At 70.6% G+C, this 13701-nt stretch carries 14 protein-coding genes, 1 tRNA gene and 3 pseudogenes; 11 read left to right on the top strand and 7 right to left on the bottom strand.

Annotated features, from left to right (window positions below; genetic code table 11):
• Window positions 1–3 precede the first annotated feature (3 nt).
• Window positions 4–495 carry a flavin reductase family protein gene (locus AB0K17_RS04245; RefSeq protein ID WP_365969444.1) on the bottom strand — a complete coding sequence of 164 codons (492 nt, stop codon included), beginning with the start codon at window positions 493–495 and terminating at the stop codon, window positions 4–6.
• A 250-nt stretch (window positions 496–745) separates the two neighbouring features.
• Between AB0K17_RS04245 and AB0K17_RS04240 the strand changes: the two genes are divergently transcribed.
• Complete coding sequence (locus tag AB0K17_RS04240; RefSeq protein ID WP_365969445.1) at window positions 746–1528, top strand: AfsR/SARP family transcriptional regulator; 783 nt, start codon at window positions 746–748, stop codon at window positions 1526–1528.
• 64 nt (window positions 1529–1592) lie between these two features.
• Window positions 1593–2768, top strand: coding sequence for an acyl-CoA dehydrogenase family protein (locus AB0K17_RS04235; protein ID WP_365982031.1), 1176 nt, complete (start codon window positions 1593–1595; stop codon window positions 2766–2768).
• A 90-nt stretch (window positions 2769–2858) separates the two neighbouring features.
• Here AB0K17_RS04235 and AB0K17_RS04230 read toward each other — a convergent pair whose 3' ends face one another.
• Entirely contained in the window at window positions 2859–3440 is a 582-nt protein-coding gene (locus AB0K17_RS04230; RefSeq protein ID WP_365969447.1) for a maleylpyruvate isomerase N-terminal domain-containing protein, read from the bottom strand.
• Window positions 3441–3669: 229 nt separating this feature from the next.
• Between AB0K17_RS04230 and AB0K17_RS04225 the strand changes: the two genes are divergently transcribed.
• Entirely contained in the window at window positions 3670–4845 is a 1176-nt protein-coding gene (locus AB0K17_RS04225; RefSeq protein WP_365982030.1) for an acyl-CoA dehydrogenase family protein, read from the top strand.
• A 198-nt stretch (window positions 4846–5043) separates the two neighbouring features.
• Window positions 5044–5931: an NAD(P)-binding domain-containing protein gene (locus tag AB0K17_RS04220; RefSeq protein WP_365968951.1), complete on the top strand. Its 888-nt coding sequence runs from the start codon at window positions 5044–5046 to the stop codon at window positions 5929–5931.
• Window positions 5932–6110: 179 nt separating this feature from the next.
• Here the strand turns inward: AB0K17_RS04220 and AB0K17_RS04215 are convergent.
• Window positions 6111–6521, bottom strand: a pseudogene (locus AB0K17_RS04215) (ArsI/CadI family heavy metal resistance metalloenzyme); the annotation flags it as partial.
• Window positions 6522–6601: 80 nt separating this feature from the next.
• On the opposite strand from AB0K17_RS04215, the gene AB0K17_RS04210 reads away from it, so the two are divergent.
• The 4 genes and pseudogenes from AB0K17_RS04210 to AB0K17_RS04195 all read left to right on the top strand — a co-directional run.
• Entirely contained in the window at window positions 6602–6997 is a 396-nt protein-coding gene (locus tag AB0K17_RS04210; RefSeq protein ID WP_365968950.1) for a metalloregulator ArsR/SmtB family transcription factor, read from the top strand.
• Window positions 6994–7400: pseudogene (locus tag AB0K17_RS04205) on the top strand (hypothetical protein); the annotation flags it as partial. The gene AB0K17_RS04210 and the pseudogene AB0K17_RS04205, both read left to right, overlap by 4 nt.
• Before the next feature lie 46 nt (window positions 7401–7446).
• A complete protein-coding gene (locus AB0K17_RS04200) occupies window positions 7447–7860 on the top strand; it encodes an arsenate reductase ArsC (protein ID WP_365968949.1) in 414 nt (137 codons plus the stop codon).
• A gap of 154 nt (window positions 7861–8014) precedes the next feature.
• Window positions 8015–8113, top strand: a pseudogene (locus AB0K17_RS04195) (YjbQ family protein); the annotation flags it as partial.
• 35 nt (window positions 8114–8148) lie between these two features.
• On the opposite strand, the gene AB0K17_RS04190 reads toward AB0K17_RS04195, so the two are convergent.
• Complete coding sequence (locus AB0K17_RS04190) at window positions 8149–8625, bottom strand: DUF5994 family protein (RefSeq protein WP_365968948.1); 477 nt, start codon at window positions 8623–8625, stop codon at window positions 8149–8151.
• Between the two features lie 306 nt (window positions 8626–8931).
• On the opposite strand from AB0K17_RS04190, the gene AB0K17_RS04185 reads away from it, so the two are divergent.
• The 3 genes from AB0K17_RS04185 (at window position 8932) to AB0K17_RS04175 (ending at window position 10201) form a co-directional block, all read left to right on the top strand.
• Window positions 8932–9441 carry a DUF5994 family protein gene (locus AB0K17_RS04185; RefSeq protein WP_365968947.1) on the top strand — a complete coding sequence of 170 codons (510 nt, stop codon included), beginning with the start codon at window positions 8932–8934 and terminating at the stop codon, window positions 9439–9441.
• A gap of 2 nt (window positions 9442–9443) precedes the next feature.
• Window positions 9444–9734, top strand: a complete 291-nt coding sequence (locus AB0K17_RS04180; protein WP_365968946.1) for a hypothetical protein — start codon at window positions 9444–9446, stop codon at window positions 9732–9734.
• 218 nt (window positions 9735–9952) lie between these two features.
• Window positions 9953–10201: a hypothetical protein gene (locus tag AB0K17_RS04175; RefSeq protein ID WP_365968945.1), complete on the top strand. Its 249-nt coding sequence runs from the start codon at window positions 9953–9955 to the stop codon at window positions 10199–10201.
• Window positions 10202–10345: 144 nt separating this feature from the next.
• Here AB0K17_RS04175 and AB0K17_RS04170 read toward each other — a convergent pair.
• The 3 genes from AB0K17_RS04170 to AB0K17_RS04160 all read right to left on the bottom strand — a co-directional run bounded on the left by AB0K17_RS04170 (window position 10346) and on the right by AB0K17_RS04160 (window position 13485).
• Window positions 10346–10422 (bottom strand) — tRNA-Thr (locus AB0K17_RS04170).
• A 76-nt stretch (window positions 10423–10498) separates the two neighbouring features.
• A complete protein-coding gene (locus AB0K17_RS04165) occupies window positions 10499–12097 on the bottom strand; it encodes an alpha/beta hydrolase (RefSeq protein WP_365968944.1) in 1599 nt (532 codons plus the stop codon).
• Between the two features lie 197 nt (window positions 12098–12294).
• Window positions 12295–13485 carry a DNA polymerase III subunit delta' gene (locus AB0K17_RS04160; RefSeq protein WP_365968943.1) on the bottom strand — a complete coding sequence of 397 codons (1191 nt, stop codon included), beginning with the start codon at window positions 13483–13485 and terminating at the stop codon, window positions 12295–12297.
• Window positions 13486–13701 lie beyond the last annotated feature (216 nt).

Raw genomic sequence — 13701 nt, 5'->3', positions numbered from 1 at the left:
TTCTCAGCCCACCGGGTTCAGCTCGTGGAAGCCGCGCTGGTAGTACACCAGCGGCTCGCCCTCGCCGTCCTGCGCGTGGTGCACCTCTCCGATGAGGATCAGGTGGTCACCACCCGGAATACGACGCTCCGTGCGGCACTCGAGGCGGGCCAGCGCCCCCGGCAGCAGCGGCAGCCCGCGGGAGGAGAGCTGCACGTCCGTACCGGCGAACTTGTCCGCGCCCTTGCTGGCGAAGCGCCCGGCGAGGTCCTGCTGCCCCTGGGCCAGCAGGTGCACCACGAACCCCTCCGACTGCTGGAACGCCTCGAAGCAGTTGGCCCGGTTGTCCAGGCACACCAGAACGAGCGCGGGGTCGAGCGACACGGAGGAGAAGGCGCTGGCCGTGAAACCGTGGCCGCGCCCCTGGGCGTCGCTGGTGGTCACCACGGTGACGCCGCTGGCCCAGCGGGAGAGAGCAGCGCGGAACAGGTCGGGGGAGATCGTCTCTGTGAGCACCCCTCCAGCCTGTGCTCAGGTGCTCGAGGCCGGATCCAGGGCGGCGCGATGCGCCTGCCGGGGGCCGCTCGAGGCCCGATCGAGGCCGGATCGAGGGCTTTTCCCAACAAAAATACTTACCGTCCGGTAACCTGACACTCTTGGGTTCTCTCGGTAGGAATCCTCACCCGGTGTGCCTAGTGTCGGAATCACCCTTTCAGGTGATCGGCGCAGGGGGTCATCGGCAGCGCCGGGAACAGGAGTGTGCACAGTGAGGTTCAACCTCATCGGGCCGTTCGAAATAGTCGCCGACGACGGCAGGACGTACGTACCGAGCACCCCGAAGGTCTGCCAGGCCCTGGCGCTCCTGCTGACCCGGCCGGGCGAGATCGTCACCGCCGACGCGCTCATCCAGGAACTGTGGGGCCAGAAGCCGCCCCGAAGCGCCCTGACCACGCTGCAGACGTACATCTACCACGCACGCCGGATGTTCGTGAGCGAGGAGCTCGCCCCCGCGGGCCGTACGCTCCTGATCACGCGCGCCCCCGGGTACGTCGTCCAGGTCGACGACGACGAGGTCGACATCAAGGTCTTCGAGCGACTTGTCGCCCGCGGCCACGCCGAACTGCAGGACGGCGACCCCGAGACCGCCGTCGTGCACCTCAACCAGGCGCTCGGGCTGTGGCGCGGCCCGGTGCTCTCCAGCATCCCCTCCGGGGACCTGCTCGCCGGCTCCATCGCCCACCTCGACGAGCTGCGCATCCGGGCCCTCGAACTGCGCATCGAGGGCCAGGGCCGGCTGGGCCGGCAGCGCGAGTCCATTCCCGAGCTGCGGCTGCTCGTGCACGCCTACCCGCTCAACGAGTGGTTCCACGGCCAGCTCATCTCCGCCCTGCACAGCGCCGGACGGCGGGCCGAGGCCCTCAAGGCGTACCAGAACCTCTACCGCATCCTCGACGAGGAACTCGGCCTGGAGCCCTCGCCCGAACTGCAGCGCCTGCAGCACGAGGTGCTCAACCCCGAGCCGGATTACCGGGCCATGACCGCGGGTTGATCACCCGAAGTGAGCTCCTCAGTAGCGTTCCGTACCGATAGCCGGAACGACGAGGAGCCCCCGCATGGCCGTGAACGGCGACCTTGCATCCGTCCTGGATGCGGTCAAGAGCATCGTCCCCACTCTCCGCAAGAACGGCCGGGAGGCCGAGGAACGCCGCTGGATCCCCGAGGAGAACATCACCCTCCTCGAGGAGGCCGGCGTCTTCCGCATGGCCGTGCCGCAGCGTTTCGGCGGGCTGGACCTGCCGCTGGCCGACCAGACGAAGGTCATAGCCGAGATCGCCCGCGGCTGCCCCTCCACCGGCTGGCTCACCATGGTGTGGGTGTCCAGCACCTGGGCCGCCACCCTCTACCCGGACAAGGCCCAGGAGGAGATCTTCGCGGACGGCGACACCCGGGTCTCCATCGTCTTCGCCCCCACCGGCACCCTCACCCCGACCGAGGGCGGCTACCTGCTCAACGGCACCTACCGCTTCAACTCCGGCTGCCGCGGCGCCCACTGGAACTTCACCGCCGCCGTCCTCGAGGAGGCCGACGGCTCCCACCGCGAGGTGATGGCCATCGTCCCGATGGACAAGATGACCATCGCCGACGACTGGCACGTCTCCTCCGGCGCCGGCACCGGCAGCTCCACCACCACCGCCGAGAACGTCTTCATCCCCGCCCACCACATCGTCGACTACGGCGAGGTCATGGTCTGCGCGACCGGCGACCGCTCCAACACCGGTGCCACCGGCCGCAACTACGGCCTGCTGGCCTTCATCCTCGCCGAGGTGACGGCCGTCTTCCTCGGCATCGCGCAGGGCGCGTACGAGCTGTTCCTCGAGCGCCTCCCCGGCCGCGGCATCACCTACACCAACTGGACCGACCAGAAGCAGCACCCCCTCACCCAGATCCAGGTCGCCACCGCCCGCAACAAGATCGACGCCGCCGAGGCGCTGTCGGAGCGCTGGCTGGAGGTGCTGCAGCGGCGCGCGGACACCGGCGAGCAGCCCACCGACGAGGAGAAGGCCATCGTCCGCGGGCAGACCGCGTTCGCCACGCAGCTCGCCAAGGAGGCCGTGGAGATCCTCTACAACGCCAGCGGTGGCTCGGTCATCCAGCGCAGCGTCGACCTGCAGCGCTTCCAGCGCGACATCCAGGGCTTCGCCCTGCACGCCCTCGTGCAGCAGGCCGCCAACCTGGAGGTGCAGGGCCGCATCCTGCTCGGCATGGACCCGGACACCGACTTCCTGTAGGCCGCGACGAGGCCGTGATCGGCACGAGCCACGGGTGAGGGCCCGGACCGCCGAGGTGGCGGTCCGGGCCCTCGGCCGTCGACGGGTGGATCAGCGGACGGTGCCGTCCCAGCGCCAGTTCGTACGCCGCGGCAGCCCGGGCAGGGCGATGCGGCCGGTGCACCACAGCAGGGTCTGCGCCGGGGCGTGGCCGGTGGGGGCGTCCCGGAAGAGGCGCTCGACCACGGGCGCGCACAGCTCGTCCGACGGCGTCCAGTCGATGCCGTGCGCCAGGGCGATGTCACGGCCGTGCACGACGAGCTCCTCCACGCCCATGGCGGCGAAACCGGGGCCGTCGGAGTGGCCGTAGGGGTGCCAGGCGCGCACCTCCGGCTTCGCGTCGCGCACGGTGGTCGCCAGGAGGGTGCCGGCGATGCGGATGCCTTCGAGCGCCGCCGGGACCGGGGCCTGGGGGTCGATCGAGGAGAACAGGGTGATGTAGCGGTCCTGCGGCTGGGCGATCAGCAGGCCGGCGTAGCCGACGACGCCCTGCGCCATGTGGGAGAGGGTCTCGCGACAGCTCCACTCCAGGTCGGCGGCGCGGCGGTTCCAGTTCTGGTCGGCGGCCTTCTCCAGCACGCTGGTGACATCGGTGGCGGCGGTGGTCACGAGGTCGGGCCAAGAAATCGTCATGCGACGGATGGTGCCACACGGAATTAACACCTCCGCCCAATCCCCGCACACCACAGGGGTTTTCGGCCGCAATACGCGCCGCGAGGTAAGCGACCGGCAATCGAGCGGGAATCGGCCGGTAATCGCGCGGTAATCGGCAGCGCGTTACCGGCGCATGACCTCCAACTGTCCGTATATGCACCGGCCATCAGTATGGTTGCCCGGGCAACCTAACGACGAGGAGCCGGAATTGGCCGCCAACGACAGGCTCGCATCCGTATTGGACGCGGTGAAAAGCATCGTCCCCATTCTCCGCAAGAATGGCCTCGAGGCCGAGGACCGGCGCTGGATCCCTGACGAGAACATCGAGCTTCTCGAAAAGGCCGGCGTCTTCCGCATGGCCGTGCCCGAGCGTTTCGGCGGCCTCGACCTGTCGCTCGCCGAGCAGGCCAGGGTCATCTCCGAGATCGCCCGCGGCTGCCCGTCCACCGGCTGGGTGACCATGGTGTGGTCCTCCAGCGTGTGGACGGCCACCCTCTACCCGGACAAGGCCCAGGAGGAGATCTTCGCCGACGGCACCGTCCGCATCTCCAGCGCCTTCGCCCCCACCGGCACCGTGGTGCCCACCGAGGGCGGCTACCTCCTCAACGGCTCCTGGAAGTTCAACTCCGGCTGCCAGGGCGCCCACTGGAACTTCACCGCCGCGATGATCGAGCACCCCGACGGCTCACACGGCGAGGTCATGGTCGTCGTCCCGATGAGCGACCTGAGCATCACGGACGACTGGTACGTCTCGGCCGGCACCGCCACCGGCAGCGCCACGACCACCGCCAAGGACGTCTTCGTCCCCGCGCACCACGTGGTCACCTTCGAGGAGGTCATGGTCAGCGCGACCGGCGACCGCTCCAACACCGGCGCCACCGGCCGCAACTACGGCCTGCTCAGCATGGTCATGGCCGAGTGCGCAGCCGTCTTCCTCGGCATCGCCCAGGGCGCGTACGAGCTGTTCCTCGAGCGCCTCCCCGGCCGCGGCATCACCTACACCAACTGGACCGATCAGAAGCAGCACCCCCTCACCCAGATCCAGGTCGCCACCGCCCGCAACAAGATCGACGCCGCCGAGGCGCTCTCGCAGCGCTGGCTGGAGGTCCTGCAGGCCCGTGCCGACGCCGGCGAGCAGCCCACCGACGAGGAGAAGGCCATCGTCCGCGGCCAGACGGGCTTCGCGGCCCAGCTGGCCAAGGAGGCCGTCGAGATCCTCTACAACGCCAGCGGCGGCTCCGTCATCCAGCGCAGCGTCGACCTGCAGCGCTTCCACCGCGACATCCAGGGCTTCGCCCTGCACGCCCTGGCCGCGCCCAACGTCAACCTCGAACTGCAGGGGCGCGTCCTGCTCGGCCTGGAGCCGGACACCGAGTTCCTGTAGGCCGCAACCACCCCGCGAACGGGAATGTCCCGATCGCTTACACGCCGGTAAGTACCCACTTTGAAGTGGGTACTTGTGGCACCCGAATGACGTCCGTCAACCTACGAGTAGTGAGCGCCGGTCGCAGCGATCGCCCGGGCCTGATCCGCACCCCAGGCGCCCTATCCGTAGCGAAATCATGTGCACTGGAGGATTCCCATGGGCGACAACCGCGCCCCGGTGACCGTCATCGGCCTCGGCCTGATGGGGCAGGCGCTTGCCGCCGCGTTCCTCAAGGCGGGTCACCCCACCACCGTCTGGAACCGCTCGGCCGACAAGGCCGACAAGCTCGTCTCGGAGGGCGCCGTCCTCGCCGCCACCCCGGCCGAGGCCGTCGCCGCGAGCGACCTGCTCGTCGTGTGCGTCTCCACCTACGACGTCATGGACAACGTCCTGGACGGCCTCGACGAGGCCCTCGAGGGCAAGGTCCTGGTCAACCTGACCTCCGGCTCCTCGGACCAGGCCCGCTCCGCCGCCGACCGCTTCGGCAAGCTGGGCGTCAAGTACCTCGACGGCGTCATCATGATCACCCCGCCCGGCATCGGCGCCGACACCTCGGTGCTCTTCTACGCCGGTGACGAGGAGGTCTTCACCACCCACGAGCCCACCCTCAAGCTCCTCGGCGGCGGCACCACCTACCTCGGCGCCGACTACGGCATGCCGGCCCTGTACGACGTGTCGCTGCTCGGCCTGATGTGGGGCACCTTCAACGCCTTCCTGCACGGCGTGGCCGTCGTCGGCACCGCCGACGTCTCCGCCAAGACGTACCTGCCGTGGGCCCACATGTGGCTCGACGCCATCAAGATGTTCACCACCGACTACGCCAACCAGATCGACGCGGGCGACGGCGAGTTCCCCGCCAACGACGCCACCCTCGAGACCCACCTCGAAGCCCTCAAGCACCTCGTCCACGAGAGCGAGGCGCTGGGCGTGGACGTCGAGCTGCCGAAGTACTCGCAGAACCTGATGGAGAAGATCATCTCCCAGGGCCACGCGAAGAACAGCTACGCCGCGATGATCAAGGCGTTCCAGAAGCCGTCCGCGTAACCTCCCGGCTTCCCCTTCCCCCGGGGCCGGTCCGCGCACCCCCGTCGCGGACCGGCCCCGCTTTGTGCATTCACCGGTAGGGCCTGCCCCACCCCCGGCCCGGGGGGGGCCGTCGGAGTGCCCGGGCACGGCCGCGCGTGACCGGCGGCTCGGCTGCCGCCGGAGGGCTGGCTGCCGCCGCAGCAGGTGCCGTCTGCCTGGCCAGCGCTCTTGCCAAGGGTGCCGGCGTCGGCCTTGACGACGTAGACCTCCCAGGGCTCCTTGCCGGGGCCGTGGACCCAGACCTTGTCCTGGAGGGCGTAGCAGCAGGATGTGTCGTTCTCCTCGAAGGTCGCCAGGCCGGCTTCCCTGAGGCGGTTGGTGGCGGCGGTGACCTGGTCGGTGGTCTCGACCTCGACGCCGAGGTGGTCCAGGCGGGTTTCCCGGCCGGGCTCGCCTTCGATGAGGACGAGCTTGAGCGGGGGTTCGGTGATGACGAAGTTCGCGTAGCCGGGGCGGCGCTTGGCCGGTTCGACGCCGAAGAGCTTGGAGTAGAAGGCCACCGATCCTTCGAGGTCGGCGACATCGAGGGCAAGCTGAACGCGGGACATGGCGATCTCCCCAAAGGGGTTGCATTGACGTTCTTCGATTCAAGCTTGCACCTTGCATCGAAGAACGTCAACATAGAGGCATGTCGAATCAAGAGTTCGTGGTGCTCGGACAGGACGGCCCGGACGGCTGCTGCCCCGGCCTGCTGACCGCACCGCTCGCCGAGGACCAGGCCGTCGAGCTGGCGAAGGTCTTCAAAGCCCTGGGCGACCCGGTACGGCTGCGGCTGCTGTCGATGATTGCCTCACGGGCCGGCGGTGAGGTGTGCGTCTGCGACCTGACCCCGGCATTCGACTTGTCGCAGCCGACGATCTCCCACCACCTCAAGCTCCTGCGCGAGGCAGGACTGATCGCTTCCGAGCGTCGCGGGACGTGGGTGTACTACCGGCTGCTGCCGGAGATGACCGATCGTCTCGCCGGAATCCTCACGCGCCCTGCCGGGCAGCCCCTGCCCGAGCCTGCCGAGGCCCCCTCGTGACCCGCAAGGCCACCGCCGCGGCAGGGCCGGTGACGTCCCGGCTGTCCTTCCTCGACCGCTACCTCGCCGTTTGGATCCTCGCCGCGATGGGCGTCGGCCTCGGTCTGGGCCGCCTCGTGCCCGGGCTGGGGGACGCACTGGCGAAGGTCACTATCACCGGCGTCTCGCTGCCGATCGCCCTCGGTCTGCTGATGATGATGTACCCGGTACTGGCCAAGGTCCGCGCACGACGACGCTCGCCTTCACCGCAGCCGGCAACAACTTCGAGCTGGCCATCGCCGTGGCCATCGCCACCTTCGGCGCCTCCTCCGGCCAAGCCCTCGCCGGGGTCGTCGGCCCACTCGTCGAAGTCCCCGTGCTGATCGGCCTGGTCCACGTCGCCCTGGCCTCACGCCGCTACTTCACCCACCCGCCGGCGGCCGAGGCCGCCCTTTCGGAAGGTTCCGCCCGTGTCCGAGACCAAGCCCTCCGTCCTGTTCGTCTGCGTCCACAACGCCGGACGCTCCCAAATGGGCGCCGCCTTCCTCACCCACCTCGGCGGTGACCGCGTCGAGGTGCGGTCGGCCGGCTCGGCGCCTGCGGAGACGGTCAACCCCGCCGTGGTGGAGGCCATGGCCGAGGTTGGCATCGACATCTCCGCCCAGTCGCCGAAGCTGCTCACCACCGAGGCCGTACAGACGTCCGATGTCGTCATCACCATGGGGTGCGGCGACGCCTGCCCCGTCTTCCCCGGCAAGCGGTACCTGGACTGGAAGCTGGAAGACCCGGCCGGCCAGGGCGTCGAAGCAGTCCGGCCCATCCGCGACGAAGTCGAGCGGCGCGTCCGCGACCTGATCAGTGACCTTCTGCCCGCGGAACGCTGACGGCGCATCGGGGCCGGGGCGGCCGGCGTCCTCCCAGGCGGCGAGCCGGCCCCGCAGCACGGTCGATTCGCACAGCCGACAGTTCGAATCGACCTCGATCAACCCACTGGGGGCGGCTTCGGTGATCGGAGTCCGGCGGAACAACCCGCCACGCTTGCCGGTGGTCGGCGGTGAGCTGGAGCTGGGGACCTCGCAGTCCGTCGTTCTGCTGACCACTGGCCGGGACACCCCCGGCCTAAAGGTCCGGCTGTCTTCCTCGGCTGACCGTACGCCGCGCTGCCCGGGCGTTCAGGTCTGCGGAGTGCTGCCGGTGTCGATGAGGATCTGTCCGGCCTGGGTGACATTGTCGGCCCGTACGGCTCTGGCCATTGCGGCCCGTGCCGCGTCGGGTGCCGCGTCGGGCGGGACCACCAGCAGGGCGAAGTGATCGTTGTCGCCCCGGGTGATGAGGACCGTGTCGTCACCGACAGGAAAGGAGTCGATGTGCACGACCCGGTCGTCGACGGTCAGCCGCGCCGGGAGTTCCTCCCAGGCACTCCCGTCCAGGCCCACGCGCACGATGGGCCCGAGGTGCTCGGTCAGGGCGGTGATCAGACCGGGAAGCTCGGCATGGATGTCGCGGGAGCGCGGCCACCACGCGCCGTCCAGGACTCCCCCGCGCTCTTGTGTCGTCTCCAGCCGCAGGAGCGCCGTCCCCGGTCTCACGGCGTGGTGAATCCCCTCCGGCAGAAGCCCGGGAAGGCGTGGGGTGTCGGAATCGGCCATGGTGTGCTCGCCTGTCTCCGAGAGTTCCGCGCATTCGCTCGTCGTCCGGAACATGCCGGCAGCACCGGGCGAAGCGCTCGTGGTAACCCCACCGTACTCCGCAGGCCGGTGGCGGGGTCGCCCCACAGGGCCGTCGCACGGCCCGCGTTCCCGCAGGATTGCCTGGTCGCGCGGGGCCTGTGGACCGCCTGCCGGAGTAGGGTGGGGAAACCGGGAACACTTCGTACACCGGCCTCCATGCGGGTGTCGTCCCCGGCGAGTCACCATGCCGGGCCTCGACGAGAGCCCGGAGGCAGGGTTGGCATCATGGCCGTGACCATCGACCGTACGACCACCAAGGAGCATGCCCCTCCGCCGCCCGTTCGCCTGTCCCTGACGCCAGGAACGGCGCCGGGGCTTCTGGACGGCGCCTGGTGGCCCCGCTCGCGTGACCTCTCCCGCGAGCTCCCCGCACTCGCGGAAAGGCTGGACCACTCCTGGGCGCGGGTCACCCGCGTCACGGTGAATCCGGCATTCTGGCCCGTGATCCCGCGCAAGGTTCCCGTCACCGGACACACGCTGCACGTGGGGTGGTTCACCAAGGAACAGGACCCTCACAAGCTCCTCGTGTTCTCCTGCACCACGGACCGCCTGGACCTGCTGATCATCCCGCCGGAGACCGACCCGGCCGCGGCCGCCGGACTGATGTCCGCCGCGACCACCCCCGGAAGCCTCCTCACCGCGAGCAGGCTGATGGAGGACGAGCGAGCGGCCGACGACGCGGCGGAGTCACGGGACCGCGAACGCCGCCGGATCTTCTCCGCACGGAGGCGGTGAACATGACGTCCGCACACACCACGCCCACTCCCGCACCAGCGGATCCGGTGCCCCCGGCGGGGCACGCCGACGTTCGCGTCGTCGCCGCGTCCCCCGAGACCGCCCGCCTCGTCGCGGAAGTCCTCCGACGCTGCTTCGATTCCACCGAACAACGCAGCTACCCGGCCGGCCGCGAAGGCGGTACCCGGCTCCACCTCACCGTGGACACCACGCATCCCGCCGAACCCGCGCGATCCTGGCTGGCGACCAGCCGGGCTTCGGCTGCCGACCACCCACAGCAGGGCGACGTCTGAACAGCCCATGCAGTGCATGCCCTGCACAAACCCCCAGGTCAGCGGCCCGAGGGGCCATCGGTGCATCGCCACCTCGACGTGCCCGGCTTCACCCTGTGCGAAGGAGACTCCGTCCCCTGCCAGGCTGCCGTGAACAGGAGCAGGGCCCCAGCCGGCGGACGCCGCGCCCCCCTTCGCCCCGGAGGGCGAAGCCCACGAAAGGACCGTACCGTTGGTCCATGAGCGTCTTCATCAAGCTGGTGGAGAACCGGCCGCCAAAGGAATACGCGAACGAGCGCAGGGCGGATATCTCCTACGACGACACCGTCGAGGGGAATTCCGAGATCACGTACCAATACGATGTACTTCCCAGCGGGGCCCTGAGAATCCTCCGGGTCACGAGAGGAGAGGAAGCCGTCATCCATGCGGTCTACGCCCCGGGCCTGTGGTTCCGCGTCGAGGGCCTCTGCCGCGGCACTACGGAATAGGGGCCCGAACGGGGCACGAACAGAAAAAAGAGCCATATCCGGGCAACACTGCGCGAGACGGCGCGAAAATCATCGCGTTCCGCCCCCGCCGCGTCCCGGCATAAGAAAAAGCCCAGGTCACGGGCGATGTGACCTGGGCTTCTCTGGAGCCGCCTTCGGGATTCGAACCCGAGACCTACGCATTACGAGTGCGTTGCTCTGGCCAACTGAGCTAAGGCGGCAATCTGTGGAGCCGTGATCGGCACCAGCAGCGCGCCTAAGTCTACAGGGTCCCGGGGAGTGCTCCGAACACAGTGCTCAGGAGCAGCGGCGGGAGGCGGGGGGCGGGGCGGTGCCGAGGAGGTAGTCGTTGATCGCGCCGTCCACGCAGGAGCTTCCGCGGGTGTACGCCGTGTGGCCGTCGCCCTCGTACGTCAGCAGGCGGCCGGAGGAGAGCTGGCGGGCCAGGGAGCGGGCCCACGGGTAGGGGGTCGCCGGGTCGCGGGTGGTGCCCACGACGAGGATGGGTGCGGCTCCCCGGGCGGGGATGCGGTGGGGGCCGCCGGTGGGGCGCACGGGCCAGTAGGCGCAGCTCAGGGCCGACCAGGCGAAGCTTTCGCCGAGCACCGGGGAGGCCTTCTCGAAGGCCGGCAGGGCCCGGCGGACGTCCGCGGGGCCGCTGAAGGCGGAGGGCAGGTCGAGGCAGTTCACGGCGGCGTTCGCGGGCATCAGGTTGGTGTAGTGGCCCTGCTCGTTGCGCTCGTAGTAGGCGTCGGAGAGCCGCAGCAGCAGGCCGCCGTCGCCGGAGTCCGCGTCGTTCAGGGCGCGGCGCAGCAGCGGCCAGGACGCCTCGTCGTACATGGCGGAGATCACACCCGTGGTGGCCAGGCTCTCGGTCAGCGGCCGCGACCGGCCGGTGGCCAGCGGGTGCTGGTCGAGGTGTTTGAAGAAGCCCCGCAGGCGGGCGCTGGCGACATCGGCGCGGCCGCTGTCGAGCGGGCAGTCCTCGTGCCGGGCGCAGTCCTGGACGAAGGACGACAGGGCCGTCTGGAAGCCGGCCGTCTGGTCGCGGTTGACCTGCCGGGCGGACAGGCTCGGGTCCAGGGCGCCGTCGAGGACGAGGCGGCCCACCCGGGACGGGAAGAGCCCGGCGTAGGTGGCGCCGAGGAACGTGCCGTAGGAGGCGCCGACGTAGTGCAGTTTGTCGTCGCCCAGGGCCGCCCGGAAGACGTCCATGTCGCGGGCCGCCTCCACGGTGGAGACGTGGCGCAGCAGTTTGCCGGAGTGGGCGGCGCAGGCCTGGGAGAACTTCTTGTACGCCGCGACCAGCCCGCGGACCTCCCCCTCGTCGTCCGGCGTCGCGTCGACCTGCGCGAAGTCGTCCATCTCCGGGTCGGACAGGCAGGTGACGGGCTGGCTGCCGGCCACGCCGCGCGGATCCATGGCGACCAGGTCGTAGCGGGCCCGGACCGGCGCCGGGTAGGCGGCGGCCGCGTACGCCTGCAGGAAGTCGATCGCCGAGCCGCCCGGGCCACCGGGGTTGAGCAGCAGCGACCCCAGGTGCCTGCCGCTCCTGGCCGCCTTCTTGCGGGAGACGGCCAGCCTGACGTCGCCCGCGCCGGGCGAGGCGTAGTCGAGGGGGGCGCGCAGGGTGGCGCACTCGAAGCCGGAGCGCTTGCCGGAGCAGGTGTGCCAGCTCAGACGCTGCTGGTAGTACGGGCGCAGGGCGCGCGGTACGCCGGTGGGCAGCGGGGCCAGCTCGGGCGCCCCGGCCTCGGGCGCCCCGGCCTCGGCCGCCCGCAGCGGTCTGGCCGGCAGCCCGTCCGCCTGCGCAGTGCCCGGCACGGCGGTGGTGATCAGCAGGGCCGCGGTCGCGGCGAGCGTGCCGTAGCTGCGGAACAGGCGGCTGGAGTCCATGGGCTGGTCCCCTCGCTGTGGGAGGCAGGCGGGCAAAAGGCATACGTACGACCTACGTATGCATACGGAGCGTATCGGCACACTTACCCGACTTGGCCAGCCCCACGGCCCACTAGTCCTCATACGAGTGAGGAATCACCCAACCTGCGGTGTGCCCCGTCCGCCCCGGTGTTACTCCCCCGATCGCCCCCGACGCGTCAGCCCGCCCGCAGCGCGACCGTCATCGCCTCCACCGCCAGCAGGGGCGCGACGTTGCGGTCGAGCGCCTCCCGGCACGCCGAGATCGCCTCGATGCGGCGCAGCGTCTGCTCCGGGCGCGACGCGCCGGCCACGCGCTCCAGGCTGTCGCGCACATCTCCGTTGGCCAGCTCCACGCCCGAACGCAGCTGCATCGCCAGCACGTCGCGGTAGAAGCCGGCCAGATCCGTCAGCGCCAGGTCCAGGCTGTCGCGCTGCGTACGCGTCGCCCGCCGCTTCTGGCGGTCCTGCAGCTCCTTCATCGCCCCCGCCGTACCGCGCGGCAGCCGGCCACCGGTGCCGGCCGCGGCACCGAGCGCCGCCCGCAGCTCCTCGGTCTCCTTGACGTCGACCTCCTCCGCCACCTGCTTGGCGTCCTCGGCAGCCGCGTCGATCAGCTCCTGGGCGGCCTTCAGGCAGCCCCCCACGTCCGTCACCCGCAGCGGCACCCGCAGCACGGCCTCCCGGCGGGCGCGCGCCCGCTCGTCCGTCGCCAGCCGGCGCGCCCGGCCGATGTGGCCCTGCGTCGCCCGCGACACCCGCGCGGCCAGCTCCGGCTCCACCCCGTCCCGGCGCACCAGCACGTCCGCCACCGCGGCGGTCGGCGGCGTCCGCAGCGTCAAGGACCGGCACCGCGAACGGATCGTCGGCAGCACGTCCTCCAGCGACGGCGCGCACAGCAGCCACACCGTCCGCGGGGCCGGCTCCTCCACCGCCTTGAGCAGCACGTTGCCGGCGCCCTCCGTCAGGCGGTCCGCGTCCTCCAGGACGATCACCTGCCAGCGGCCGCCCGCCGGCGACAGCTGCGCGCGCCGCACCAGGTCACGGGTCTCCTTGACGCCGATCGACAGCAGATCGGTACGGACGATCTCCACGTCGGCGTGCGTACCGACGAGTGTGGTGTGACAGCCCTCGCAGAAGCCGCACCCCACATCACCCGTGGGAGTGACGCACTGCAGCGCGGCGGCGAAGGCACGGGCGGCGGTGGCCCGGCCGGAACCCGGCGGACCGGTGAACAACCAGGCATGCGTCATGCGGGAAGCGCCTTCGGGCGCACCGCCCGCCGAGACGAGGGCGCCGGCGTCGTGCGCGGCAGCGGCGAGCTGCTCGATCACCCGGTCCTGGCCGACCAGGTCCTCCCACACGCTCATGCGCCGCCTCCCTCATGGTTCACTCACGCCGCCGTCCCATTGTGGGCCACGGCACTGACACGCCGGGCGGGCCCGTCCGGCCCGTCCGGCGTTCGAGGACACCGCGCGAAGCGCGGTCCGGGGATGCGAGGGGGCGAAGCCCCGCCCGCCGGAAGCCCCGCCCGCCGCAGGCGCCGCCCAGGCCGTGTCCGGCGGATCATGCAGTGCCCCGTAGGG

It is taken from the genome of Streptomyces sp. NPDC049585 (assembly GCF_040675615.1).
Lineage (GTDB): Bacteria > Actinomycetota > Actinomycetes > Streptomycetales > Streptomycetaceae > Streptomyces > Streptomyces luteosporeus.
The sequence above is the reverse complement of the archived record's forward strand: the minus strand, read 5'-3'. Positions and strand labels throughout refer to the sequence as shown.

Excerpts from the sequence above, each read along its gene's own strand:
- AB0K17_RS04235 (WP_365982031.1), top strand. The coding sequence starts at position 1,593 with ATGGCCGTGAACGGCGACCTTGCATCCGTCCTGGATGCGGTCAAGAGC.
- AB0K17_RS04230 (WP_365969447.1), bottom strand. The coding sequence starts at position 3,440 with ATGACGATTTCTTGGCCCGACCTCGTGACCACCGCCGCCACCGATGTC.
- AB0K17_RS04220 (WP_365968951.1), top strand. The coding sequence starts at position 5,044 with ATGGGCGACAACCGCGCCCCGGTGACCGTCATCGGCCTCGGCCTGATG.
- AB0K17_RS04210 (WP_365968950.1), top strand. The coding sequence starts at position 6,602 with ATGTCGAATCAAGAGTTCGTGGTGCTCGGACAGGACGGCCCGGACGGC.
- AB0K17_RS04190 (WP_365968948.1), bottom strand. The coding sequence starts at position 8,625 with ATGGCCGATTCCGACACCCCACGCCTTCCCGGGCTTCTGCCGGAGGGG.
- AB0K17_RS04185 (WP_365968947.1), top strand. The coding sequence starts at position 8,932 with ATGGCCGTGACCATCGACCGTACGACCACCAAGGAGCATGCCCCTCCG.
- AB0K17_RS04180 (WP_365968946.1), top strand. The coding sequence starts at position 9,444 with ATGACGTCCGCACACACCACGCCCACTCCCGCACCAGCGGATCCGGTG.
- AB0K17_RS04175 (WP_365968945.1), top strand. The coding sequence starts at position 9,953 with ATGAGCGTCTTCATCAAGCTGGTGGAGAACCGGCCGCCAAAGGAATAC.
- AB0K17_RS04165 (WP_365968944.1), bottom strand. The coding sequence starts at position 12,097 with ATGGACTCCAGCCGCCTGTTCCGCAGCTACGGCACGCTCGCCGCGACC.
- AB0K17_RS04160 (WP_365968943.1), bottom strand. The coding sequence starts at position 13,485 with ATGAGCGTGTGGGAGGACCTGGTCGGCCAGGACCGGGTGATCGAGCAG.